This is a genomic window from Starkeya nomas (assembly GCF_902703545.1).
Taxonomy (GTDB): Bacteria; Pseudomonadota; Alphaproteobacteria; order Rhizobiales; family Xanthobacteraceae; genus Ancylobacter; species Ancylobacter moscoviensis.
In genome coordinates this window covers 4,402,331-4,424,693 of sequence record NZ_CACSAS010000001.1, presented here as the reverse complement: position 1 = coordinate 4,424,693, position 22,363 = coordinate 4,402,331, and the positions used below count along the sequence as shown (strand labels likewise).

The 22,363-nt window shown below is 70.6% G+C and carries 22 protein-coding genes; 10 read left to right on the top strand and 12 right to left on the bottom strand.

Annotation, left to right across the window (positions count from 1 at the left end):
* Window positions 1–292: 292 nt before the first annotated feature.
* Window positions 293–3,745 (bottom strand): chromosome segregation protein SMC, encoded by a 3,453-nt coding sequence (smc, locus tag STARVERO_RS20935; protein WP_159601321.1) that lies wholly within the window; start codon window positions 3,743–3,745, stop codon window positions 293–295.
* Window positions 3,746–3,940: 195 nt separating this feature from the next.
* Here smc and STARVERO_RS20930 point away from each other — a divergent pair, with 195 nt between their 5' ends.
* From STARVERO_RS20930 to STARVERO_RS20920, 3 genes are all read left to right on the top strand, one after another.
* Window positions 3,941–4,492, top strand: coding sequence for an Lrp/AsnC family transcriptional regulator (locus STARVERO_RS20930; protein WP_159601319.1), 552 nt, complete (start codon window positions 3,941–3,943; stop codon window positions 4,490–4,492).
* 133 nt (window positions 4,493–4,625) lie between these two features.
* Window positions 4,626–5,606 (top strand): DMT family transporter, encoded by a 981-nt coding sequence (locus STARVERO_RS20925; protein WP_159601317.1) that lies wholly within the window; start codon window positions 4,626–4,628, stop codon window positions 5,604–5,606.
* 112 nt (window positions 5,607–5,718) lie between these two features.
* Window positions 5,719–6,372 (top strand): methyltransferase family protein, encoded by a 654-nt coding sequence (locus tag STARVERO_RS20920; RefSeq protein ID WP_159601315.1) that lies wholly within the window; start codon window positions 5,719–5,721, stop codon window positions 6,370–6,372.
* Between the two features lie 12 nt (window positions 6,373–6,384).
* Here the strand turns inward: STARVERO_RS20920 and STARVERO_RS20915 are convergent, their stop codons facing one another.
* The gene (locus tag STARVERO_RS20915; RefSeq protein WP_244616858.1) at window positions 6,385–7,473 is read right to left on the bottom strand and encodes an FUSC family protein; all 1,089 of its coding nucleotides are present in this window, start codon (window positions 7,471–7,473) and stop codon (window positions 6,385–6,387) included.
* A gap of 88 nt (window positions 7,474–7,561) precedes the next feature.
* Between STARVERO_RS20915 and STARVERO_RS20910 the strand changes: the two genes are divergently transcribed.
* Window positions 7,562–8,752, top strand: a complete 1,191-nt coding sequence (locus STARVERO_RS20910; RefSeq protein WP_144341696.1) for a site-specific DNA-methyltransferase — start codon at window positions 7,562–7,564, stop codon at window positions 8,750–8,752.
* A gap of 6 nt (window positions 8,753–8,758) precedes the next feature.
* Here the strand turns inward: STARVERO_RS20910 and mutY are convergent, their stop codons facing one another.
* Entirely contained in the window at window positions 8,759–9,835 is a 1,077-nt protein-coding gene (gene mutY, locus STARVERO_RS20905; RefSeq protein ID WP_159601313.1) for an A/G-specific adenine glycosylase, read from the bottom strand.
* Between the two features lie 76 nt (window positions 9,836–9,911).
* Between mutY and STARVERO_RS20900 the strand changes: the two genes are divergently transcribed.
* Window positions 9,912–10,421: a DUF721 domain-containing protein gene (locus tag STARVERO_RS20900; RefSeq protein WP_144341694.1), complete on the top strand. Its 510-nt coding sequence runs from the start codon at window positions 9,912–9,914 to the stop codon at window positions 10,419–10,421.
* Window positions 10,422–10,565: 144 nt separating this feature from the next.
* Window positions 10,566–11,246, top strand: a complete 681-nt coding sequence (locus STARVERO_RS20895; RefSeq protein WP_159601311.1) for a DsbA family protein — start codon at window positions 10,566–10,568, stop codon at window positions 11,244–11,246.
* A gap of 189 nt (window positions 11,247–11,435) precedes the next feature.
* Here STARVERO_RS20895 and STARVERO_RS20890 read toward each other — a convergent pair whose 3' ends face one another.
* Window positions 11,436–11,927 (bottom strand): VOC family protein, encoded by a 492-nt coding sequence (locus tag STARVERO_RS20890; RefSeq protein ID WP_308678341.1) that lies wholly within the window; start codon window positions 11,925–11,927, stop codon window positions 11,436–11,438.
* Window positions 11,928–11,962: 35 nt separating this feature from the next.
* Complete coding sequence (locus tag STARVERO_RS20885; RefSeq protein WP_244616957.1) at window positions 11,963–13,078, bottom strand: PA0069 family radical SAM protein; 1,116 nt, start codon at window positions 13,076–13,078, stop codon at window positions 11,963–11,965.
* Window positions 13,079–13,363: 285 nt separating this feature from the next.
* Between STARVERO_RS20885 and STARVERO_RS20880 the strand changes: the two genes are divergently transcribed.
* Window positions 13,364–13,960 (top strand): glycosyltransferase family protein, encoded by a 597-nt coding sequence (locus STARVERO_RS20880; protein ID WP_244616857.1) that lies wholly within the window; start codon window positions 13,364–13,366, stop codon window positions 13,958–13,960.
* 26 nt (window positions 13,961–13,986) lie between these two features.
* Here STARVERO_RS20880 and moaB read toward each other — a convergent pair whose 3' ends face one another.
* The 4 genes from moaB to STARVERO_RS20860 form a co-directional block, all read right to left on the bottom strand.
* Entirely contained in the window at window positions 13,987–14,556 is a 570-nt protein-coding gene (gene moaB / locus STARVERO_RS20875; RefSeq protein ID WP_159601309.1) for a molybdenum cofactor biosynthesis protein B, read from the bottom strand.
* Between the two features lie 50 nt (window positions 14,557–14,606).
* Window positions 14,607–15,518 carry a KPN_02809 family neutral zinc metallopeptidase gene (gene ypfJ / locus STARVERO_RS20870; protein ID WP_144341691.1) on the bottom strand — a complete coding sequence of 304 codons (912 nt, stop codon included), beginning with the start codon at window positions 15,516–15,518 and terminating at the stop codon, window positions 14,607–14,609.
* A gap of 99 nt (window positions 15,519–15,617) precedes the next feature.
* Window positions 15,618–16,250: an alpha/beta hydrolase gene (locus STARVERO_RS20865; protein ID WP_159601307.1), complete on the bottom strand. Its 633-nt coding sequence runs from the start codon at window positions 16,248–16,250 to the stop codon at window positions 15,618–15,620.
* A gap of 65 nt (window positions 16,251–16,315) precedes the next feature.
* Window positions 16,316–17,248 carry a ring-cleaving dioxygenase gene (locus STARVERO_RS20860; RefSeq protein WP_159601305.1) on the bottom strand — a complete coding sequence of 311 codons (933 nt, stop codon included), beginning with the start codon at window positions 17,246–17,248 and terminating at the stop codon, window positions 16,316–16,318.
* Between the two features lie 192 nt (window positions 17,249–17,440).
* Between STARVERO_RS20860 and STARVERO_RS20855 the strand changes: the two genes are divergently transcribed.
* Complete coding sequence (locus tag STARVERO_RS20855) at window positions 17,441–18,394, top strand: LysR family transcriptional regulator (RefSeq protein WP_159601303.1); 954 nt, start codon at window positions 17,441–17,443, stop codon at window positions 18,392–18,394.
* Here STARVERO_RS20855 and STARVERO_RS20850 read toward each other — a convergent pair.
* Window positions 18,384–18,833: a MarR family winged helix-turn-helix transcriptional regulator gene (locus STARVERO_RS20850; RefSeq protein ID WP_186291829.1), complete on the bottom strand. Its 450-nt coding sequence runs from the start codon at window positions 18,831–18,833 to the stop codon at window positions 18,384–18,386. The two genes, STARVERO_RS20855 and STARVERO_RS20850, sit on opposite strands and share 11 nt — an antisense overlap.
* A 191-nt stretch (window positions 18,834–19,024) precedes the next feature.
* On the opposite strand from STARVERO_RS20850, the gene STARVERO_RS20845 reads away from it, so the two are divergent.
* Both STARVERO_RS20845 and STARVERO_RS20840 read left to right on the top strand, forming a co-directional pair.
* The gene (locus STARVERO_RS20845) at window positions 19,025–20,047 is read left to right on the top strand and encodes a sugar-binding transcriptional regulator (RefSeq protein ID WP_159601301.1); all 1,023 of its coding nucleotides are present in this window, start codon (window positions 19,025–19,027) and stop codon (window positions 20,045–20,047) included.
* Between the two features lie 125 nt (window positions 20,048–20,172).
* A complete protein-coding gene (locus tag STARVERO_RS20840; RefSeq protein WP_159601299.1) occupies window positions 20,173–21,507 on the top strand; it encodes an NAD(P)H-dependent oxidoreductase in 1,335 nt (444 codons plus the stop codon).
* A gap of 39 nt (window positions 21,508–21,546) precedes the next feature.
* Here STARVERO_RS20840 and STARVERO_RS20835 read toward each other — a convergent pair whose 3' ends face one another.
* Entirely contained in the window at window positions 21,547–22,059 is a 513-nt protein-coding gene (locus tag STARVERO_RS20835) for a ClbS/DfsB family four-helix bundle protein (protein WP_159601297.1), read from the bottom strand.
* A gap of 2 nt (window positions 22,060–22,061) precedes the next feature.
* Window positions 22,062–22,337 (bottom strand): hypothetical protein, encoded by a 276-nt coding sequence (locus tag STARVERO_RS20830; protein ID WP_144341683.1) that lies wholly within the window; start codon window positions 22,335–22,337, stop codon window positions 22,062–22,064.
* Window positions 22,338–22,363: the final 26 nt, after the last annotated feature.

Below are 22,363 nucleotides of genomic sequence, written 5' to 3'. Positions count from 1 at the left end.
CCTGACCGGAGAAGGATTTCCCCACCCCGAAGCCGGGCGCACCATAGTGTTCGCTCCATGGGGTGTCAAGGATGTGAACACATCTTTTAAGTCATTGTAATGACATACAAATTCGGACGGGTGGACGCTCTGTCGCAGGGCTCCGGACGCGCTTTCGCACCAGGGGAAGCCGTCCTTGCGGTTCTGGCATGGCCGCGGTCCGCGGCAAATACGGCGAATGCCCGGGAAGGACGTGGCGGGAGGCCGCACCGGAAGACCGCGCGGGGCCCGCCACGCGGACGCCCTCGCCCTCTCAGCTCGCCTCGCGCCAGCTCTCGGCGGTGGCGAGATCGACCGAGACCAGCTTCGACACCCCGCGCTCGGCCATGGTCACGCCGAACAGGCGGTTCATCCGGCTCATGGTGATCGGGTTGTGGGTGATGGTGACGAAGCGCGTCTCGGTGAGGCGCCGCATCTCGTCCAGCAGGTTGCAGAAACGCTCGACATTGGCGTCGTCGAGCGGAGCGTCCACCTCGTCGAGCACGCAGATCGGCGCGGGATTGGTGAGGAACACGGCGAAGATCAGCGCCATGGCGGTCAGCGCCTGCTCGCCGCCCGAAAGCAGGGACAGCGACTGCGGCTTCTTGCCGGGCGGCTTCGCCACGATGTCGAGGCCGGCCTCCAGCGGGTCGTCCGAATCGGTCAGCACGAGCTGCGCCTCGCCGCCGCCGAACAGGGTGGTGAAGAGCTGGCGGAAATGGCCGTCCACCACGTTGAAGCTCGCCTGCAGGCGCTCGCGCGCCTCGCGGTTGAGGCTGTAGATGCCCTGGCGCAGGCGCTTGATCGCCTCGGTGAGATCGTCGCGCTCGGCGGCGAGGCCCTGCTGCTGGGCCTCGATCTCCACCAGTTCCTCCTCGGCGCGCAGATTCACCGCGCCGAGCCGCTCGCGGTCGGCCTTGAGGCGGACGAGTTCCCCCTCAAGCTCGGCGAGCATCGGAAGCTGCGAATCCTCGGTGAAGCCGGCGATCTCCCGGGCGCTTTCCGGCGGCCCGTCGAGCACCTCGCCGACCTCCCGCACCAGATCCTCGCGGCGCTGGCGGGCGGCTTCCACCCGGGCCTCGGCGCGGGCGCTCTCCTCGCGGGCGGAAGCGAGGGCGTCGAGCGCGGCACGCGCGGCCTTGTCGGATTCGGCCTGCCCGGCCTCGGCGCCCGCCAGCCGGTCGGCGGCCTCGCGCCGGGCGGCCTCCGCTTTGGAGGTCTCGTCGAGCAGGGCGCGGCGGCGGGTGGCGAAGCGCGCCGGCGCATCCTCCAGTTCCTCGCGCTCGGCGGCGGCCTCGGCGACGCGTGCCTCCAGCGCGGCCACGCGCTCGCCGGTGCCGCCGGCACGGGCCTCCCACGAGGCGCGCTCGGAAGCGATGGCGGAGAGGCGACGGGCGCGCTGCTCGCGCTCGCGCACCAGTGCCTCGGCGCGGGCGCGGGTTTCCGCCAGCACCGCGCGATCCTGCGCGACGCGGGCGCGGATCTCGGCCAGCCGCGCCTCGCCCTCGGCGGCGGGCGGCTGCGCCTCGACGGCGGCACGGGCTTCCTCCAGCGCGATGGCGGCATTCTCGCGCTCGTCCTGAAGCCGGGCGAGATTGGCACCGAGAGCGGCCAGACGCGCGGCTTCCTCGGCGGCGGCGCGCTCGGCGCGGGCAAGATCGTCGCGCGCGGTCTCCATCGCCCGCAGCGCGGCGCGGCGCGCCTCGCGGGCGGCGTTCTCGCGGGCCCCGGCGGCGCGCAGCGCGCTCTCCGCCACCTCCAGCGCGGCACGGTGACGCGCCACCTCGGCGCGGGCCTCGTGAAGTTCCGCCTCGATGTCGGCCAGCCGGTTGCGCTCGGCGAGGCGACGGGCTGCGGCGGTCGGCGCATCGGCGGCGGCCACCAGCCCGTCCCAGCGCCACAGGTCGCCCTCGCGCGAGACGAGCCGCTGGCCGGGCTTGAGACCGGACGCCAGACGCGGGCCGTCCACACGTTCCACCACGCCGATCTGCGCGAGGCGCCGCGCCAGCACCGCCGGGGCCTCGACATGGTTGGCCAGCGCCTCGACGCCGGGCGGCAGCGGGGCGTCGCCCGTCGCATCGGTAGCGGACCAGTGCACCGGCGCGGCGATGTCGGCGGGCACGTCGAGATCGTCGCCCAGCGCCGCGCCGAGCGCCGTCTCATAGCCGCGCGCCACCCGTATCGCGTCGAGCACCGGCGGCCACTGGCGCGGCGTGCCGACGTCGAGCAGCTTGGCGAGAGTGCGCGCCTCGGTGTCGAGACGCTGCGCGGCGCGCTCCGCCTCGGCGAGCGGGCGGCGGGCATGATCCAGCGCCGCGCGCGCGGCGATGTGGGCCTCCTCCGCCTCATGCGCCGCCATCTCGGCGCCGGCAAAGGCGTCCTGCGCGGCTTCCGCTGCGTCGCGCCGCTCGTCGAGCCGGGCGGCGCCGACATTCGCCTCCAGCTGGCGCTGCTGGGCGGCCAGCGTCCCGGCCTCGCGCTCCAGCCGCGTCAGGCGCTCGCCGGCCTCGCGCAGCGCACGCTCCAGCGCCCCGCGGCGGGCGGCGCGCTCGGCATTGGCGGCGGTCGCCTCGGCGAAGTCGCGCTCGGATTCGGAAAGCCGCGCGGCCGCTTCCTCGCGGGCGGCGAGGGCCTCGTCCTCGAGCTCGGCGGCCTGCTCCTGCGCGATCGCCAGTTCCTCGGCCTCCTCGGCGAGGCGGGCGAGCATCTGGCCGGCATCGGCGGCGAGCGCGCGCTCGCGCTCCATGTCGCCACCGAGTTGCGCCAGCCGGCGGTCGAGCTCGTCCCGCCGGGCACCGGCGCGGGCTTCCTCGCGGTCGAGCTCGCCGCGTGCCAGCGTCAGGCGCTGCAGCGCCGCCGCGGCCGAAGCATCCGCCTCGCGCAGCGCCGGCAGGCCGTGCGCCGCCACCGCCGCCGCACGCGCCGCCTCGCCCTGCGCCGTGGTGCGGGCGGCGACCTCGCGCACGGCGAGATCGAGCGCCCGGCTCGCCTCGCTCAGGCCGCCCGTCGCCTCCATCCAGCGCAACCAGAGCAGGGCCGCCTCGGCCTTGCGGATATCGCCCGACAGCACGCGGTAGCGCGAGGCCTGCCGCGACTGGCGGCGCAGCGCGTCGAGCTGGCCGGTGATCTGGCCGATCACGTCCTCCAGGCGCGTGAGATTGGTCTCGGCGGCGCGCAGCCGCATCTCCGCCTCGTGCCGGCGGGCGTGGAGACCGGCGACGCCGGCCGCCTCCTCCAGCAGGCGGCGGCGGGCGATCGGCTTGGCGCCGACGATCTCGCCGATCTGGCCCTGCCGCACCATGGAGGGCGAGCGCGAGCCGGAAGAAGCGTCGGCGAACAGGATCTGCACGTCGCGCGCGCGCACCTCGCGCCCGTTGATGCGATAGGAGGAGCCGGCCTCGCGCTCGATGCGGCGGGAAATCTCCAGGAGGTCGGCGTCGTTGAACACGGCTGGCGCGGAGCGGTCGACATTGTCGACCGTGAGCACGACCTCGGCGGTGTTGCGGGCCGGACGGGTGGTGGAGCCGCCGAAGATGACGTCGTCCATGCCCTCGGCGCGCATCGCCTTGTAGGAGCTCTCGCCCATCACCCAGCGCATCGCCTCGACGAGGTTCGACTTGCCGCAGCCATTCGGGCCCACGACGCCGGTGAGGCCGGGCTCGATCAGCATTTCCGTCGGCTCGACGAAGGTCTTGAAGCCGGTGAGACGCAGCCGGGTGAATTTCATGCCCCTAGCGTGCCGCCGGACAACCACAAGTTCAAGTGGTCGGCCGCCCCCGATCCACGAGATGTTGCGGCTTCCGCACGCTACACTGGTGCCCCCGCACATGACCGAAAGGTCAATTGCCGCCGCGCGTCTTCTGCCGCCACACTGGCCGTTCCCGCCCGATCCTGCCGCAAATCCATTCTCCGGAGACAGAACATGCGCACCCCGACGCTCGACATGTTCGATCTGCGCATCCTGCGGGAGCTGCAGGAGGACGGGCGCCTCACCAATGCCGAGCTTTCCGAACGCATCGGCCTCTCCCCCTCGCCCTGCCTGCGCCGCACCCGGCGGCTGGAGGAGGAGGGGCTGATCGCCTCCTATCAGGCGCGGCTGGACGCCGGCCGGCTCGGCCTCGGCGTGCTCGCCTTCATCCAGGTGCATCTGGAACGGCAGGTGGAGGAGGCCGCCCGCGAATTCGAGGCGGCGGTGCTGGCGCTGCCGCAGGTCATCGCCTGCTACAGTGTCACCGGCGACAGCGACTACCTGCTGCATGTGGTCTGCGAGGACCTCGACGGCTTCGCCCATTTCGCCCATGACATATTGATGGGCCTGCCGGGCGTGCGCGGCGTGCGCTCCTCGCTGGCGCTCAAGCGGGTGAAGGAGAGCGGCCGCCTGCCGCTCGACCACCTGCGCGCCCTGCCCGCCGCGCCCGATTCGACTGCCGAAAAGATAAGCAGCAATACCGATCGCCCGAAAAAGCGCCTCTGAGCGGCAGAATCTGCCGGAGCGCCCCGCCGACCGCCCCCGAGAAAGCAAGGACATGCCGAACTAGGTCAACTACACTGACCTATATCGGTTCTTCGATCCCCCGCTTCGCTCCCGGAACGTCAGGAGGCGCGTCATGGCATTCGTGGCAGACACGTTGACTCCGCTGGTTTCCCGCACGGCCGGCAGCCTGCGCCCGGTCGCCCTCTCCACCCCCGCCAATCTCGCCGCACTGGCGCTGGCCGGCGCGGCGCTGCTGTGGTCCGGCAACTTCCTCGCCGGGCGCCTCGCCGCCGACGTGCTGCCCCCCGCCACCTTCTCGGCGGCGCGCTGGCTGCTGGCGCTGGCGCTGCTGCTGCCCTTCACCGGCCGCGAAATCCTCGCCCGTCGCGACGAGGTGATGCGCCGCTGGCCGTTCTGGCTGGCCTGCGGCGTGCTCAACATCGCGGTCTTCACCGTGCTGATCTATGCCGGGCTCGCCCATACCAGCCTGGTCAACGGCTCGATCATCGGCGCGGCGGCGCCCATCCTCGTCGGGCTGTTCGGCTGGCTGCTGCTGCGGGAGCGCACCAGCGCCCGCTCGCGCCTGGCGCTTGCCGTCTCCACCGCCGGCGTCGGGCTGATCGTGCTGCGCGGCGATCTCGGCACGCTGGCCCGCCTCGACCTCAACGGCGGCGACGTCCTGCTGTTCTGCGGCATCGCGGCCTTCGCGCTCTACGCCGTGCTGCTCAAGCGCTTTCCCTCCGGCCTCTCGCCGGCCGCCGCGCTGACGGTGAGCATTCCCTCCGGCCTCGTGGCGCTGGCGCCGGTGGCACTGTGGGAAATCGCCACCCTCGGCGCGGGCGCCGGAAGGGCCGGCAGCATGGCGCTGCTGGTGCTCTATGTCGGCAGCCTGCCCACGCTCGGCTTCGTGCTGTGGGCGCGCGGCGTCGGCACGCTGGGGCCGACCCGCTCGGGACAGTTCCTGCAGCTCATGCCGGTGTTCGGCGCGGCCTTCGCGGTGGGGCTGATCGGCGAGACGCTGCACGCCTATCACGCCTTCGGCTTCGCCCTCGTGCTTGCCGGCCTCGCCCTGCGCGACCGGCGCCTGCCCGCCCCCGCGCCGGCCCAACTCTGAGGCTTGTCGCACAAACCGCTGGAAGAATGCCCCGGTGACGTGAGGGCTGCCCGAAAAAAGCCGCGACGGGCGGGTTGATGAGACGGCTCATCTCCCGCGGGAACCGCCTTCCATGACCGATATGCCGCGCACGCCGCCCGCGACGCCCAGCTTCGACATCGCCGCCGTGCAGAATGTCCGCAAGCTCTGGCTCTATGCCCTCGGCACCATCGCGGTGGGCGTGCTGCTGTTCGGTCATTCGGTCTGGCCGGATGGCGACGACCTCAGCGTGCACGAGATCATCGAGCATACCGGCCGGGTGCTGATGATCGTGGCCATCATCGGCCGCACCTGGTGCTCGCTCTATATTGGCGGGCGCAAGAAGGCGACGCTGGTCGATGTCGGCCCCTATTCGATGTGCCGCAACCCGCTCTATTTCTTCTCCTTCATCGGCGCGGCCGGCGCCGGCGCGCAGTTCGGCAGCATCACCGCCGCGCTGGCGGCGATGTTCATCACCGTGATCGTCTTCACCCTCGTGGTGCGCAAGGAAGAGCGCTTCCTCACCGAGGTCTTCGGCGACGCCTATGTCGCCTACAAGGCGCGGGTGCCGCGCTTCCTGCCGAACCCCCGCCTGTGGCGCAATGTCGATACGCTGGAGATCCGCCCGCAGCTCGTGGTGCGCACCTTCGTCGACGCCTGCGTCTTCCTCGCCTCCATCCCCCTTGCCGAGGGCATCGAGCTCGCCCAGGCGCAGGGGCTGCTCCCGATCCTCTGGACCGTGCCCTGAAGCCGGCCGACGTCAGGGGCGGCGCGGGTACAGACGGCGCAGCAGCGCCTGCCCCAGCCGGTCGAGCAGCAGCGCCACCACGGCGAAGACGCAGCCGACCATCACGTCGACCAGCCGCTCGAGAATGTCGTGCGACGCGCCGCCGACGCTGCCGGCGACCAGCTCCAACAGCAGGATGATGAAGGCGGTGAGCGCCGCCATGCCGAGCGCGCCGTGCAGCTGCTGCGCCGGCCAGCGGATGAGCGCGGCGAGCGCCATGCCGACCAGCAGCGCCGCGTGGAAGGGCAGCGCGTAGCCAAATGCCAGCGCCGCCACCACGCCCAGCAGCGTGCCGCCCAGCGTCTGTTCCATCATGCGGCGGCTCGACAGCGCGTCCGCCCGCAGCACCAGCACGATGGCGATCAGCGCCCAGTAGGGCCGGTGCAGGCCGAGGGCGAGGCTGGTGAGGAAGGCGAGCGGCACCGCGATGGCGACCGCCGTGGCGAAAACCCAGCGCTCGCGGTGGGTGGCGCGGATGCGCGCATAGACCATCGCCGGAGCCGGCGCCGTGGAGGGGCGCCAGGTGCCGGTGACGGCATCCCACGCCATCGACACCGCCCAGGCATAGAGCACGAAGGCGGCGACGACCGGCACGTCGCCGGGCTGCAACGGCGCGTAGAGCGCTCCCACCGCCAGCGTCAGGCACATGAAGCGGGCCGCCGCGGCCGCGCTCGGATGGATGCTCTCCACCAGCGCGTAGAACCCGCCGACCAGCGCGAAGGCGATGACGATCAGCGGGGTGTGGCCGGCGGCCAGCGTGCCGATGCCGGTGCCCGCGAGCACGACGAGCCCCGCCCCAGCCATCCAGCCGAGGCGGTGCAGCGCCGGCCCGCCGGTATCGAGCGTGAAGGCGAGGATACAGGTCACCATGGCGTAGATCAGCCAGATATCGACCCCGACCAGCATCCCCGCCGTGATCGGCGCCATCACGGTGAGGGCAAAGCGAATCGAGCGGGCGGGGAGCCCGTCGCCATGCCAGCGCGGCACCATCGGCGGCGATGGAGGGGACGGCGGCGGGGACGGCGGCTGAGCCGGCGCTTCGACCACATTCGGCTCCTTCACGCGATACCTTTTACCCCGTCTTTACCCTGCCCGAAGGACATTGTGGAAACGAGTTCCGTTGCGTCCTGTACGAGTAAGGTAGCCGTCCATGAAGGTGGTTCGTAACGGGGAGGCCCGCCGGGCGTCCCGAATCGGCGTCGTGCGTTCCCGCGATACCGCCTCCGGTCTTTCCTCCGCGAATCTTCCCGTCGACAGCATTCTGCGCGGCGACTGCGTGGCCGAGCTGTCGAAGCTGCCGGCGCGCTCGGTCGACATGGTGTTCGCCGACCCGCCCTATAATCTCCAGCTCCAGGGCGAACTGAAGCGCCCCGACGACAGCCGCGTCGACGCCGTCGACGACGCCTGGGACAAGTTCGAGAGCTTCGAGGCCTATGACGCCTTCACCCGCGCCTGGCTGCTGGCGGTGCGCCGGGTGCTGAAGCCCACCGGCACGCTGTGGGTCATCGGCTCCTATCACAACATCTTCCGCGTCGGCGCGATGCTGCAGGATCTCGATTTCTGGATCCTCAACGACATCGTCTGGCGCAAGACCAACCCGATGCCGAACTTCCGCGGCCGCCGCTTCACCAATGCCCACGAGACGATGATCTGGGCGGCGCGCGAGCCGGGGGCGCGCGGCTACACCTTCAACTACGAGGCGCTCAAGGCGGCCAATGAGGACGTGCAGATGCGCTCCGACTGGCTGTTCCCCATCTGCTCGGGCCATGAGCGGCTGAAGGACGAGGCCGGCCACAAGGTGCACCCGACGCAGAAGCCCGAGGCGCTGCTGGCGCGGGTGATCCTCTCCGCCTCGAAGCCCGGCGATGTGGTGCTCGACCCCTTCCTCGGCTCCGGCACGACGGCGGCGGTCGCCAAGCGGCTCGGCCGGCATTTCGTCGGCATCGAGCGCGATCCGGCCTATGCGGACGCCGCGCAGGCGCGCATCGACGCGGTGGAGCCGCTGCCCGAGGCCGCCCTCGCTTTGGCGCCGACCGCCCGCGAGGCGCCGCGCGTCGCCTTCAACACGCTTCTGGACCGTGGCCTCGTCGCGCCCGGCACCATGCTGACCGACGCCAAGGCGCGGGTACGCGCCATGGTGCGGGCCGACGGCACGCTCTCGCTGGAAACCGCGCCGGGCCTCGGCCAGATCGGCTCCATCCACCGCGCCGGCGCCATCGCGCAGGGGCTGGAGGCGTGCAACGGCTGGACCTACTGGCACATCGAGACCCGCGAGGGCCTCAAGCCGATCGATTCGCTGCGCGCGGTGATGCGCTCGGAAATGGCCATCGCCGCCGAGTAACGCCCGCTACAGCTTCGCCAGCACCTTGCGCATGACGCTGGGAAAGGCCTCGGCGTCGAACCCTTCCGGCCGCACCCAGCGATGGCCGGCCGGGGCCGTGGTGCCGGCGGCGAGATCGGCCCGCCACACGTCGAGCTCCAGTGCGAAATGGCTGAAGACGTGGGCGACGGGCGCGTTGAGCGCCCGCCACGGCGCCTTCAGCGGCGCGTGGCCGGCGGGATTGGCGACACCGCCCGGCTCCCACGGCGTCGAGGGCACCTCGCTCATGCCGCCGAGCAGCCCCTTCGGCGGCCGCGAGCGCACGAGGACCGCGCCGTCCGCCCGGACGGCGAGAAAGGCGACGCCACGCCGCGCCGGCTTCGCCGCCTTGGCTACCTTCACCGGGTAGCGCTCGGGCGCGCCTTCCGCCCGCGCCACGCAGGCCTCCGTCCACGGGCACAGCGCGCAGGCGGGCTTGCGCGGCGTGCAGATGGTGGCGCCGAGATCCATCATCGCCTGCGCGAAATCGCCGTGGCGCGCATCCGGCAGCAGGGTGAGCGCCAGCGCCCGCAGCTTCGCCTTCGCCCGCGGCAGCGGCTCATCGACCGCGAAGAGACGCGCCACCACCCGCTCCCAATTGCCGTCCACCGGCGCCGCCCGGCGCTCATAGGCGATGGAGGCGATGGCCGCGGCCGTGTAGGGACCGATGCCGGGCAGATCGAGCAGCGCCTCCTCCGTATCGGGAAAGACGCCGCCGTGCCGTGCCACGACCGCCCGGGCGCAGGCGTGCAGGTTGCGGGCGCGGGCGTAATAGCCGAGCCCGGCCCAGGCGGAGAGCACCTCCTCCAGCGGCGCGTCGGCGAGCGCCGCGACGCTCGGCCAGCGCGCCAGGAAGGCCTCGTAATAGGGCGCGACCGTCACCACCGTGGTCTGCTGCAGCATGATCTCGGAGAGGAAGACCCGATAAGGCTCCTGCCGCCGGCCCGGCGCCGCGCGCCAAGGCAGACGACGGCGGTGGCGGTCGTACCAGGCGAGCAGAGCCTCCGGCGCCGGACGGGCGGCGGCCGGCGGAACGCGAATGGCTGGATTGGCGGCGGCGGGCATGCGATCCTCGAAAACGTGCCCGCAAGGTGGCCGCATCGGCCGCCCCGGGCAAGATGCTATCGCTGTCGAGACCTTCATGGCCCGTCCCTTCGCCCCGCGCCCGCTCGCCGACCTGATCGAGACGACCATCGCCGAGAGCTGCCGCCAGCGCGGCCTCGCCTCGGTGGAGATCGTCACCCGCTGGGCAGACATCGTGGGCGAGGCGCTGGCCGCGCGCGCCGTGCCGATCCGGCTCGCCTGGCCCTCGCGACCCGAGAGCCAGGACCCCGGTGTGCTGCATGTGCGGGTCGAGGGCGGCTTCGCCATCGAGCTGCAGCATGATGCGCCGGTGGTGATCGAGCGGGTGAACCGCTATTTCGGCTGGCGCTGCATCGGCCGGCTGGCGCTGCGGCAGGGGCCAGTTCCCCGCCCGCCCGTCCGCCGGGTCTTCGTCGAGCCGGACGCGGCGGCCCGCGGCGAGATCGAGCAGCGGATGGCGCGCCAGGCGGGTGCCTTCGAGGATCCCGCGCTCGCCGCCGCGCTCGCCCGGCTCGGCGCGCTCGTCGTCCGCGACGCGCGGCGCCCGGTTCGGCCCCGCCGGGGTTGAGAGTGCCGGAAAGACGAAGCGGAAGCATCACGCAGCGGTGACGCTGCGTCCTCCGCCCCACCGTTGCCATGTTCGCGCGCTGCCTGTAGGCGCTACACCGTTCGAAGCCGGCGCGCGTGTCCGGCCGTCCCCTGGAGACCGACCATGATCGACCGCCGTCGCTTCCTCGAAGGTATCGGCACCGTTGCCCTCACCACGGCGGCGCTCGTCGCCCTTGCCGGCCCCGGCAGCCTCGCCGGTCTCGACTTCATCGGCCGCGCCGAGGCGCAGACGATCGACGTCGCCAAGCTGATGGAAGCCGGCCCGCTGCCGGACCAGGTGCAGGGCAAGGCCGACGCCCCCGTCACCATCGTCGAATATGCCTCGATGACCTGCGGCCACTGCGCGCATTTCCACGAGACGACCTATCCGGTGCTGAAGGAGAAATACATCGACACCGGCAAGGTCCGCTTCATCCTGCGCGAATTCCCGCTCGACATCGTGGCCAAGGCCGCCTTCATGCTGGCGCGCTGCGCCGGCGAGGGCAAATACTACCCGATGACCGACACGCTGTTCGAGACGCAGAAGAGCTGGGCCTTCACCAACAATCCGGCGCAGGCGCTGCTCGGCATCGCCAAGCAGAGCGGCATGACCGAGGAACAGTTCAACGCCTGCCTGAGCAACACCAAGCTGGGCGGCGAGATCGACGAGAGCGCCAAGCGCGCCGCCACGGAATTCGGCATCGATTCCACGCCGACCTTCTTCATCAACGGCAAGAAGTTCTCCGGCGCCATCAGCCCGGAAGACCTCGACAAGGAACTGGCGCCGCTGCTCGGCGCCAACTGAGCGCGGGCTTCGGTCCGGGCCGGCGCGACCTCGTCGTCCCGCCCGGCGCGGGCAAAGCAGCCGGCCGGCCGCGCGGCGGCCATCGACGACATAATGCCCGGCTCCGGCCGGGCATTTTCATGTCCACCGGCCCACGCGCCGCCACCGCAGAACCGGCGAATTCGAGCCCCCGCGTCCGGTTCGCCCCGTTCATTCGGGCAGGACGATGCGGCCCCCGGCATCGAAGGGAAAGCCGGGATTATGGGCGATCTCCCAGGGGTGGCCGTCGGGATCGGCGACATAGCCGGAATAGCCGCCCCAGAAGGTCGGCTGCGCCGGCCGCAGCGCCCGGCCGCCCGCCGCCACGGCGCGGATCAGCGTGGTGTCGACCTCCGCCCGGCTCGTCCGGTTGCAGGCGAGCGCGATCCCGCCGAACTGCCCGGCGCGGCCGGGAAGCACCCCGGCATCGGCGGCGAGTTCATGGCGCGGATAGAGCGAGAGCACCACGCCGCCGGCATCGAAGAAGGCGGCGCCCTTGGCCTCCTTCACCCGCCGTTCGAGGCCGAGCGCCTCGTAGAAGGCGACCGCGCGGTCGAGATCGGCGACGCCGAGCGTGACCAGCGACAGGCGCAGCGGCGCCATGGCACGCCTGCGGGGCGAAACGTCGCCCGTCTCCTTCTCCATCGACAGCTCCGTCTCCATCGAAACCTCCCTCGGCCGCCCGGCCGCAGCGGCACTCATGCCTCTTCCCCGAACAGCGACAATTGCTCGCCCTTCCGCGGCGGGCGGCTGAAATGGCGCGTGGTGAGCCGCGTGTGGCGGCGGTTCAGCCCGAGCCGTTCCACCGCGATCTCGAAGCGCCGCGCCATGGTCCAGGCATAGGGACCCGAGCCGGTCATCCGCTGGCCGAAGGTGGAATCATATTCGCGCCCGCCATGCAGTTCCTTCAGCAGGGAGAGCACGTGGCGGTAACGGTCGGGGAAATGCGCCAGCAGCCATTCCCGGAACAGGTCGCGGATCTCGAGCGGCACGCGCAGCATGACGTAGCCCGCCTCCGAGGCGCCCGCCGCCACCGCCGCATCGAGGATACGCTCCATCTCCGCGTCGGTCACGGCGGGGATGACCGGCGCCACCAGAACGGCGGTCGGCACGCCCGCCTCGCTGAGGCGGCGGATCGTATCGAGCCGGCGCGGCGGAGTGGCGGCGCGCGGCTCCATGATGCGCGCCAGCTTGGGATCGAGCGAGGTGACGGAGAGCGCCACCTTCGCCAGCCCGCGCTCGGCCATGGGCGCGAGGATGTCGAGATCGCGCAGCACCAGCGCCGACTTGGTGACGATGCCGACCGGATGGCCGAAATCGCTCAGCACCTCCAGGATGCGGCGGGTCAGCCGCCATTCCCGCTCGATCGGCTGATAGGCGTCGGTGTTGATGCCGAGCGCGATGGTGCGCGGCTCGTAGCCCGGCTTCGACAGTTCCTTCGCCAGCAGTTCGGGCGCGTCCGGCTTGGCGAACAGCCTGGTCTCGAAGTCGAGCCCGGCGGAAAGCCCCTGATAGGCGTGAGTGGGGCGCGCGAAGCAGTAGACGCAGCCATGCTCGCAGCCGCGATAGGGATTGATCGAGCGGTCGAAGCCCACATCGGGCGAATCGTTGCGGTTGATGATGGTGCGCGGCTTCTCCACCGTCACGCTGGTGCGGAAGGGCGGCAGGTCGTCGAGGCTCTGCCAGCCATCGTCGAAGGCCTCGCGCGCCTGCGGCTCGAAACGCCCGGCCGCGTTGGAGAGCGCGCCGCGCCCGCGCCGGCGCTCGCCGTCGACCATCCAATCGGGGACGGGCGGCGGCGCCACCGCGTCCATCTCCGACAGGGCGGAGACGTCCCGCTCCGCCGATCGGCGCTCCTCCGCCTGCCGGGCGCGCCGCTCCTCGACCAGCCGTCCCAGATGCCGGGGCGGCGGCGGTTCGAGGCGGGAAGGATGAGCGCGGCGTTCCATGGCGTGTTCTCTAGCCCAATAATGAGAACATATCAAGAACATTGGCAGAATTGCGACAGCCGGCCTATACGTGCGCGAATGGGTGGGCTAGGCAGGAAAACGCTTCATCCGTCGGGCCCGCGGGCCTTTTCCAGCCAAGATCGTCAAGGGGTGGCTGAGCGCGTGATCTCGGTCGTCATACCCACAGATGAGACCTCCAAGCGGCTGATCCCGACCCTGGCGGCGCTCGTGCCGGGCGCGGCCGCCGGCATCGTGCGCGAGGTGCTGCTCGTCGATTCCGGCGCCTCGGCCGAAGTGGCGGAGATCGCCGACGCGGCGGGCTGCGAATATCTGAGCGGACCGGCCGATCCGGGCGCGCGGATGCGGCAGGGCGCGGCGGCGGCGCGTGCGCCCTGGCTGCTGTTCCTGGAGCCGAGGGGCCTGCTGCAGGAGGGCTGGACCCGCGAGGTGCGCACCTTCACCGATCAGGTCGAGCGGATCGGCGCCACCGACCGGCGGGCGGCGACCTTCCGGCTGGCGCTGGACGGCTTCGGCGTGTCCCCGCGCGTGAAGGAGGCGGCAGCCATGCTGGGCCATGCGCTCACCGGCCGCCCGCGCCCCGAGCAGGGGCTGCTGATCCACCGCCGCTTCTACGAGGCGCTCGGCGGCCACGCGCCCGGCCCGCATTCCATGAAGCGCCTGACGGCGCGGATCGGGCGCGGCCGGCTGGTGCTGCTGCGCTCGCAGATGCTGCTGCCGGAGAACTGAAGGCCGGGGCCGGGCAAAAAACCGGCTCAGCCGGCGATGCCGGCCGGCGCGCGCAGCTTGCCGCGCTTCAGGTGCTCGTCGAGCCGGGGCAGGATCTCGACGAAATTGCACGGCTTGTGGCGGATATCGAGCTGGTGGACGAGGATGCCGTCCCAGCCGTCGCGGCAGGCGCCGGGCGAGCCCGGCAGGCAGAAGATATAGGTCGCGTTGGCGACGCCCGCCGTGGCGCGGCTCTGCAGCGTCGAGGTACCGATCTTCTGGAACGAGATCATGTGGAAGACGGTCGAGAAGCCTTCCATGCGCTTCTCGAACAGCGGCTCCACCGCCTCCGGCGTCACGTCGCGGCCGGTGAAGCCGGTGCCGCCGGTGGTAATGACCACGTCCACCCCCGCATCGGCGATCCAGCCGGCGACCTGCGCGCGGATGGTCTCTACGTCGTCCGGCACGATGGCGCGGTCGGCGAGTCGATGGCCCGCCGCCTCCACCCGCTCGACCAGCGTGTTGCCGGAACGGTCGTCGGCGAAGGTGCGGGTGTCGGAAATGGTCAGCACCGCGATGGAAAGCGGCACGAAAGGCTTTTCGGCCTCGCTGCTCATGGCGCGTGCTCCTGCGTCGCGGTGCTTCCTTCGTCTCGCCCGGACAGGGCTCAGATGCTGCCCTGGAAGGTGTTGCAGCGCTGCATGGAGCCGTTGTCGAGCCCCTCGCGGAACCACTTCACGCGCTGGGCGGAGGTGCCATGGGTGAAGCTGTCGGGCACCACATAGCCCTGCGACTGCTTCTGCAGCCTGTCGTCGCCGATGGCGGTAGCCGCGTTCATCGCCTCTTCGATGTCGCCGTCCTCGAGGATACGCCACTGTGCATTGGCGTGATGCGCCCATACACCGGCGAGGCAATCGGCCATCAGCTCGACGCGCACGGACAGCGCGTTGGCCTCGGCCTGCGAGACCTGGCGCTGGCGTTCCTGCACCTTGGGCAGCAGGCCGATCTGGTTCTCGACGTGATGACCCACCTCATGCGCGATGACGTAGGCGGCGGCGAAATCGCCGGGCGCGCGGAAGCGGCGCTTCAGCTCGTCGAAGAAGGACAGGTCGAGATAGACCTTCTGGTCGCGCGGGCAATAGAACGGCCCGACGGCGGAATCCGCCATGCCGCAGGCCGAACGCGTGGCGCCGGAGAACAGCACCATGCCCGGCTCCTTATAGGTCGCGCCCTGCGCCTGGAACAGCGGCTTCCACACATCCTCGGTCTGGGCGAGCACCACGGCGGCGAACTTGCCCAGCTCGTCCTGCGGCGCGCCGGTCTTGCCGGAGGGCGCGGCCTGCTCGCTCTGGGTGGAGCTGCCGCTTTTGTCGCCCATCAGGATTTCCGCACCGCCGATCAGCAGGGCCGGGTTGATGCCGGTCGCCCAGGCGATCAGGCCGACCACGATGAGGCCGCCAATGCCGAGGCCACCGCGCCGGCCAATGCGCGGGCCGCCGCCGATTCCACCGCCGAAGCCGCCACTCTGGCCACGTCGATCCTCGACGTTGTCGCTCCGCCGGAAATCCTCCCAACGCATTCTCGTCCTCCACTGCACGGCGGCATCGCGCCACGGTGCCATAGTGATGCACCAGCATCGTGACGGCAATGCGCCGGAAGGTTCCTCACCGGCGAAACGTCACGCGGCGACCGGCTGCGGCGCGGCAAGCCACTGCCGGGCAAGGCCGATATCGGCCTGCGACAGGCCGTGACCGACCGGCAGGGTCCGGTGGTCGAGCCGAGCCCCCGCCGCGCGAAGCTGCGCCGCGAGACGTTCAGCATTCTCCTCCGGCACGATGGGGTCCATCCCGCCGGAAAGCAGCAGCACGCCGCGCCCCTTGAGATCCGCCGCCGGCGGCGCGGCGAGCGGTACCATGGCGCGCAGAAGAACGGCGCCGGCAAGCACCTCCGGCCGCGTCAGCAGCATCGCCGCGGCGATGTTGGCGCCGTTGGAGAAGCCGACCGCCACCGGCGCCGCCACATTATACACCTTGCGGGCTTCGGTGACGAAGTCCGCGAGCTCGGCGGCGCGGAAGCGCACGTCTTCCTCGTCGAACACGCCTTCGCGCAGGCGGCGAAAGAAGCGCGGCGCACCGCCTTCCAGCACCTTGCCGCGCGGCGACAGCAAAGCGGAGCCCGGCGAGAGCATGCGGCCGAGCTGGATCAGGTCGTTCTCGTCGCCGCCGGTGCCGTGGAGCAGGAGCAGCGGCGGGGCGCCCGCATCGGTGGCGGGCTCGAAGCGATGCACGAAGGAAAGCGCGGTGTCGGTCATGACGGCCTCCTCGTCTGGAAAGGGGGAGGCACCGCCCGCGCGGGGCGGCGCCATGGTCGGGGTGGTCAGGCGATCTCCGGCAGCACGGCCTCGATCTGGCTGCGCCGCTTCTCCAGGAAGTCCGGCAGCTTCAGCGCCTCGCCGAGCTTGGCCGGCGCCTCGTCCGCGGCGAAGCCGGGGATGTCGGTGGCGATCTCGAACAGCACGTGGCCGGGCTCGCGGAAGTAGACGGACCGGAAGTAGTTGCGGTCCTTCTGCTCCGTTGTGCGGATGCCGTGGTTCTCCACCAGCTTCCTCACCATCTCCTCCTGCCCGGCATCGTCCGCCGCGCGGAAGGCGATGTGGTGCACCGAGCCGCCGCCCATGCGGGCGGGCAGGAAACCACCGGCCTCGTGGATGTCGACGATGCCGCCGATCTCCGTGCCCTCGGCCTTGAAGCGCACCAGCGATCCCTCGCGGCCGATCTCGCGGAACCCGAAGATGTCGGTGAGGATGGCGCCGGTGGGCGCCGCCTCGGCCAGCAGCAGGTTCACGGAGTGGAAGCCGCGAATGGCGTGCTCGGCGGGAACGTCCGTGCCGATCCAGGCCGGCGCGTTCTCGATGCCGGGTACCCCGACCAGCGAAAGGCGCATGCCGTGCGGATCCTTGAAGGCCAGCACGGTCTCGCCGAAGCGCTTCACCGGCGCGCTGTGCGACACGCCCTTCTCGACGAAGCGCTGCGTCCAGTAGCCGATCGAGCCTTCCGGCACGCGGAACGTGGTCTCCTGGGCCTCGCCGATGCCGAGCCGGCCGGGCGCCACATGGTCCCACGGGAAGAAGGTGAGGATGGTGCCGGGAGAGCCGGCCTCATCGCCGTAATAGAAGTGATAGGTGCCGGGATCGTCGAAATTGACGGTCTTCTTGACCAGTCGCAGACCAAGCGTCCGGGTGTAGAACTCGACGTTGCGGCGTGCGTTGCCCGCGATCGCCGTCACATGATGGATGCCATTGCGGTTCATGATCTTGCCCTCGTCCGAGCGCAACCTCGCGCTCTCTTGGGACAAGAAATAGCCCGGCAGCGGCGCAATGCCATGCATCTTCGATTGCGTTGACGCAATGGCACTTCTGCTGTTATCGTCCCCGGCGTCAATGCGAGAGAAATCGATTTGTCTTGCAATGACTTAAGAGCCGCATCGACTCGGGGGAGCAGCATGGCCGAGCCTTTCAAGAATCTCGCCTGGGACGATTTCCGCCTGATCAAGGCGGTGGCGGACGCCAAGGGGCTGCCGGCGGCGGCGGCGGCGATGGGGGTGAACCACTCCACGGTGTTCCGCCGGCTCAAACAGATCGAGGAACAGCTCGGCACGCTGCTGTTCGAGCGCCACCGCACCGGCTATGCCCTCACCCCCGCCGGCGAGGAGATGGTCGCGCTGGCCAACCGGCTCGACGAGGAGATCACCGCCGTCGGCCGCAAGCTCGCCGGCCGCGAGCCCGCGCCGTCGGGCGAACTGCGCGTGACCACGCCGGATTCGCTGCTCATCCATCTGCTGATGCCGATGCTCGCGACCTTCCGCCAGCGCTACCCCGAGGTGCGGCTCGACATCGTACTGAGCAACCAGGCGCTGAACCTGTCCAAGCGCGATGCCGACGTGGCGGTGCGCGCCACCGATCATCCGCCGGAGAACCTCGTCGGCCGGCGCGTCGCGCGCATCGCCTGGGCGCTCTACGGGGGCGCCGCCGATTTTCCCGAGCCGGGCAGCATCTCGCCGGGACAGCTCGACAGCCGCAACTGGGTATCGCTCGGCGACAGTCTCGGCGCGCTGAAGGCGGTGAAGTTCGTGCAGGAGAACGTGTCGCCCGAGCGGGTGGCCTACAAGATCAACTCGGTGCTCGGCCTCGCGGAGGCGGTGGAAGCCGGCATCGGCATCGGCCACCTGCCCTGCCTGATCGGCGACGCCCGTCCGTCGCTGGTACGCCTCGGCACGCCGGACGACGACTACGCGGCCGATCTGTGGCTGCTGACCCACCCGGACCTGCGCCATTCGCCGCGCGTGCGCGCCTTCCTCGATTTCCTCGCGGGTGAGATCGGCCGCCACCGCCGCCTCATCGAAGGGCAGATCGGCCTGCAGGAAGAGACGGCGGAAGCCAGTCCGGCTACGGCTTGAGGCGCGAGAGCAGCTTGTCGCGCACGCGCGTCAGCTCGTCGGTGAGGGCGCCGAGCGCGGCGGGGTCGCGCTCGAGGCACATGCCCATCTCGCGGGGAATGCGCTCCGCCTCATGGCGCAGCGCCCGGCCTTTCTCGGTCAGGTGGATGCGCACCTGCCGCTCGTCGGCGGCGTCGCGCACCCGGCGCACCAGCCCGGCGCTTTCCAGCCGCTTGAGCAGCGGGGTGAGGGTGTTGGTCTCCAGCAGCACCCGGTCGCCGATCTGGCCGACGGTCAGCCCGTCCTCGGCCCAGAGCGTCACCATGGCCACATATTGCGGATAGGTCAGCCCCAGCCGGTCCAGCATCGGCTTGTAGACGCGATTGAAGGCGTGGTTGGCCGAATAGACCGCGAAGCAGAGAAAATCCTCGAGCTTCAATGTGTCGTCTGTGCTGGACATGCCGGGACCGAAAGTGTCTAGGCTTTCCAGCGTGCCCCCGGCATGACGCGACGACAAGCGGGTTTTTGCGTAAGCTTCGGGGGCATTGTGGACGCTCGCGCAGGTGGTCGGCGGACCGCCGCGCTATTTGAAGATGACGCCTGCTCCTCTATAGCAGCGCGAGCGCGTCATTCGCGGGGGGTGAGGTAGCGATGTCGGGAGGAGCCGCCACGACCAGGCCGAGCGGCCTGAGCGAGCCGGAATCGCTCGCCGATCTGAGCCCGACGGGCCGGCGCTCGGCGCGGCTGCGGCTGCGCGCGGCCTGGATGTACTATGTCGAGGGGATGACGCAGAGCGCCATCGCCGAGGCGCTGGACATCGGCCGCGTGACCGTGGTCCGCCTGCTCGCCGACGCCCGCCAGCTCAACGAGGTGAAGATCTCCCTTAGCCGCGAGATCGCCGAGCTGCCGCGGTTGGAGATGGGCCTGCAGAAGGCCTTCGGCCTGCGCGAGGCGGTGGTGACCCCGCTTTCCGGGCCGCTCGCCGATCCCACCAGCGCCATCGGCGCGGCGACCGGGCAGTTCATCTCCGACTTCATCCGCTCCGACATGAAGATCGGCTTCGGCTGGGGCCGCACGCTGATGCGGGCGCTGGGCTTCATCGACGAGAAGACGGTCTCCAACCTCTCCGTCATCTCGCTGCTGGGCGGCATCACCAAGGCCAAGCAGTACAATCCGTCGGAATTCGCCTGGCAGCTCTCCCGCCTGTTCCAGGCCGACTGCCACCTGATCGCCGCCCCGGCCATCGTCGACAGCATCGAGACCAAGAAGGCGCTGATCGAGCGCTGCGGCCTCGGCACGGTCTACAATCTCGCCCGCGAGATGGATGCCGTGGTGCTCAGCGTCGGCGCGATGGACGAGGAGAGCACCTCGCTGCGCTTCGGCTTCTTCTCCGATGCCGACTGGGCCTCGCTCATCGCCGCCGGAGCGGTGGGCGACGTGGTCTACAATTTCATCGACAGCGAGGGACGGCCGGTCGACCACCCGATCAACACCCGCGTCATGTCGATCCCGATCGAGACGCTGCAGGCCACGCCCGAGCGCATCCTCACCTCCGGCGGACCGGGCAAGAGCAAGGCCGTGGTCGCCGCGCTGCGCATGCTGCGCCCGACCGTCTTCATCACCGACGAGATCACCGCCGCCGCCGTTCTGGAAGCGGTCGGCGCCGCCTATTGACGGCGGAAGGACGGGACGGATCGGCGCCTCGCTATTTGCCTTGGAACAAATGTCGAGTACCGAAGACAGGATGACACCTGCGCCGGGACGCGCGGGCGCGAGGGCTTCAAGGAAGGGTTGAGCGTATGCTCGGTGCAAGCGGGATCGTGCGGACGGGTATCGCCGCCGAACTGGAAGAGTGGACCGCGAAGCACGGGCCGGTGACGATCGGGCTCGCCGGCGCCGGCCAGATGGGCACCGACCTCATCGTGCAGGCCGCGCTGATGCCCGGCGTGCGCATCGGCGCCGTCACCGAGCTCAACGCGCAGGTTGCCATCGACGCCGCACTGATGGCCGGCCACCGGCGCGAGGACATCGTCTCCGCCTCCTCCAGCAGCCAGATCGACCGCGCCATCGAGGCCGGACAGTTCGTCATCACCGACGATTACCGCGCCATGTGCGCCGCCGGGCATATCGACGTGGTGATCGACGCCACCGGCAGCCCGAACATCGGCACGCTGGTATCGCTGGAAGCGATCCACAACGGCAAGCATGTGGTGCTGCTCAGCGTCGAGGCCGACATCACCATCGGCCGCTTCCTCAAGCAGGAAGCGCGCAAGGCCGGCGTGGTGCTGACCGGCGCCGCCGGCGACGAGCCGGCCGCCACGGTCGAGCTGATCGGCTTCGCCCAGTCCCTCGGCTTCGAGATCGTCTGCGCCGGCAAGGCGAAGAACAACGCCTTCAAGCCGGACGCCGTGCCCGACGAATTCGCCGAGGAGGCGAAGGCGCGCAACATGAACCCGCGCATGCTGGTCGAGTTCGTCGACGGCTCCAAGACCATGGTGGAGATGACCGCGCTCGCCAACGCCACCGGCCTGGTGCCGGACGTGCCGGGCATGCACGGCCCCCACGCCGACCGGGACGTGCTGGCGCAGGTGCTCTGCACGAAGGAGGATGGCGGCATCCTCTCGCGCTCGGGCGTGGTGGACTTCACCCTCGGCAAGGGCGTGGCGCCGGGCGTGTTCTGCATCGTCAAGCCGCGCCATCCGCGGGTGATGGAGCGCATGACCGACCTCAAGGTCGGCCCCGGCCCCTGCTTCGCGCTGATCCGCCCCTATCACCTCACCAGCCTGGAAGTGCCGCTCTCGGCGGTGCGGGCCGTGCTGCACGGCACGCCCGACATGGAGGTGCTGGACCATCCGGTGGCCGAGTGCACGGCGGTCGCCAAACGCGACCTGAAGCCCGGCGACGTGCTCGGCAAGATCGGCGAATACGACTATCGCGGCTACACCATGGGATGGCGCGACGCGCGCGACAGCTTCGCCCTGCCGCTCGGCATCGCCGAGAAGGCGCGGGTGCTGAAGCCGATCAAGGTCGGCGAGCGGCTCACCTACGAGAACTGCGCGCCGGACGACCAGCTCCTCGTCACCCAGATCCGCCGCCGCCTCGACCAGGCGGACGCGCAGTTCCTGGCGGCGTGAAGACCTCGTCTCTGGCAAAGACGCGATCTGCGCGCGCGTTCAGGCGAGGCCCCTCGCCTTCTTCCATTTCCGCAGGCGTCCGCGCGCATTGATATAGGGCGAGGACGTGTTGAGCTGGATCATCCGGCCCATCGTGTACCGCCTATACCAGGGCGCGCCATAGAGGGCGGCGGCGTCCTGGCGCTCGACCAGCCGCAGGATCCGCGCCTTCGCCTCGAACAAGCGCGCCAGAAGCTCCGGCACGGCGAGCATTTCATAATCCCGGTAGAACCTGGCGGCGAGCCGGCCAAGCTCGTTCCACCCGAATCCGGTGTCGGGGAAATCCGGCTCCTCGCCGGCCGCGCGCCGGGCATGCCATTTGAGCACCAGCTCGTTCCAGCCGATGAGATAGGCCACGAGGTCATGGGCGCTCATGACCTCGCCCTTGGCATGCCCCTCCAGCGTCTTCTCCCCGAAGAGCTCGGGCGGCACCGTCGCCAGTTCCTTCTCCAGCGCGGCGTAGCTGCGCGCGAGCTCCGCCAGCAGGGCCTGCTTGCTGTCCGGAACCGCCAAGGTCAGCCCCGGCCGGGAGTGGCGTGCGTGGTGAAGCGGGCGTCGGCGAGCCGCGCCTCCGCTTCGGCCAGCGCTTCGGCGAGCTGGCGCACCTGGGCGGGATCGAGCACGAGCTGAAGCGCGGGCACCGGCTCGCCCGGCTTCGGCTGCTCGGTGCCGATCTCGATGCGCAGGCCCACCTTCTCGGTACCGAACAGGGCGGTGGTGAAAGCCAGCATCGGCCATACCTTCAGATGGCCCTTGTCGTCCTTCTCCCAATCGTCGAACCGGCCGGCCATGGAAGTCTCCTCGTCGTTTTCTGGCG

Excerpts from the sequence above, each read along its gene's own strand:
- smc (WP_159601321.1), bottom strand. The coding sequence starts at position 3,745 with ATGAAATTCACCCGGCTGCGTCTCACCGGCTTCAAGACCTTCGTCGAG.
- STARVERO_RS20930 (WP_159601319.1), top strand. The coding sequence starts at position 3,941 with ATGCGCACCCCGACGCTCGACATGTTCGATCTGCGCATCCTGCGGGAG.
- STARVERO_RS20925 (WP_159601317.1), top strand. The coding sequence starts at position 4,626 with ATGGCATTCGTGGCAGACACGTTGACTCCGCTGGTTTCCCGCACGGCC.
- STARVERO_RS20920 (WP_159601315.1), top strand. The coding sequence starts at position 5,719 with ATGACCGATATGCCGCGCACGCCGCCCGCGACGCCCAGCTTCGACATC.
- STARVERO_RS20910 (WP_144341696.1), top strand. The coding sequence starts at position 7,562 with ATGAAGGTGGTTCGTAACGGGGAGGCCCGCCGGGCGTCCCGAATCGGC.
- mutY (WP_159601313.1), bottom strand. The coding sequence starts at position 9,835 with ATGCCCGCCGCCGCCAATCCAGCCATTCGCGTTCCGCCGGCCGCCGCC.
- STARVERO_RS20900 (WP_144341694.1), top strand. The coding sequence starts at position 9,912 with ATGGCCCGTCCCTTCGCCCCGCGCCCGCTCGCCGACCTGATCGAGACG.
- STARVERO_RS20895 (WP_159601311.1), top strand. The coding sequence starts at position 10,566 with ATGATCGACCGCCGTCGCTTCCTCGAAGGTATCGGCACCGTTGCCCTC.
- STARVERO_RS20890 (WP_308678341.1), bottom strand. The coding sequence starts at position 11,927 with ATGGAGACGGAGCTGTCGATGGAGAAGGAGACGGGCGACGTTTCGCCC.
- STARVERO_RS20885 (WP_244616957.1), bottom strand. The coding sequence starts at position 13,078 with ATGGACGCGGTGGCGCCGCCGCCCGTCCCCGATTGGATGGTCGACGGC.
- moaB (WP_159601309.1), bottom strand. The coding sequence starts at position 14,556 with ATGAGCAGCGAGGCCGAAAAGCCTTTCGTGCCGCTTTCCATCGCGGTG.
- ypfJ (WP_144341691.1), bottom strand. The coding sequence starts at position 15,518 with ATGCGTTGGGAGGATTTCCGGCGGAGCGACAACGTCGAGGATCGACGT.
- STARVERO_RS20865 (WP_159601307.1), bottom strand. The coding sequence starts at position 16,250 with ATGACCGACACCGCGCTTTCCTTCGTGCATCGCTTCGAGCCCGCCACC.
- STARVERO_RS20860 (WP_159601305.1), bottom strand. The coding sequence starts at position 17,248 with ATGAACCGCAATGGCATCCATCATGTGACGGCGATCGCGGGCAACGCA.
- STARVERO_RS20855 (WP_159601303.1), top strand. The coding sequence starts at position 17,441 with ATGGCCGAGCCTTTCAAGAATCTCGCCTGGGACGATTTCCGCCTGATC.
- STARVERO_RS20850 (WP_186291829.1), bottom strand. The coding sequence starts at position 18,833 with ATGTCCAGCACAGACGACACATTGAAGCTCGAGGATTTTCTCTGCTTC.
- STARVERO_RS20845 (WP_159601301.1), top strand. The coding sequence starts at position 19,025 with ATGTCGGGAGGAGCCGCCACGACCAGGCCGAGCGGCCTGAGCGAGCCG.
- STARVERO_RS20840 (WP_159601299.1), top strand. The coding sequence starts at position 20,173 with ATGCTCGGTGCAAGCGGGATCGTGCGGACGGGTATCGCCGCCGAACTG.
- STARVERO_RS20830 (WP_144341683.1), bottom strand. The coding sequence starts at position 22,337 with ATGGCCGGCCGGTTCGACGATTGGGAGAAGGACGACAAGGGCCATCTG.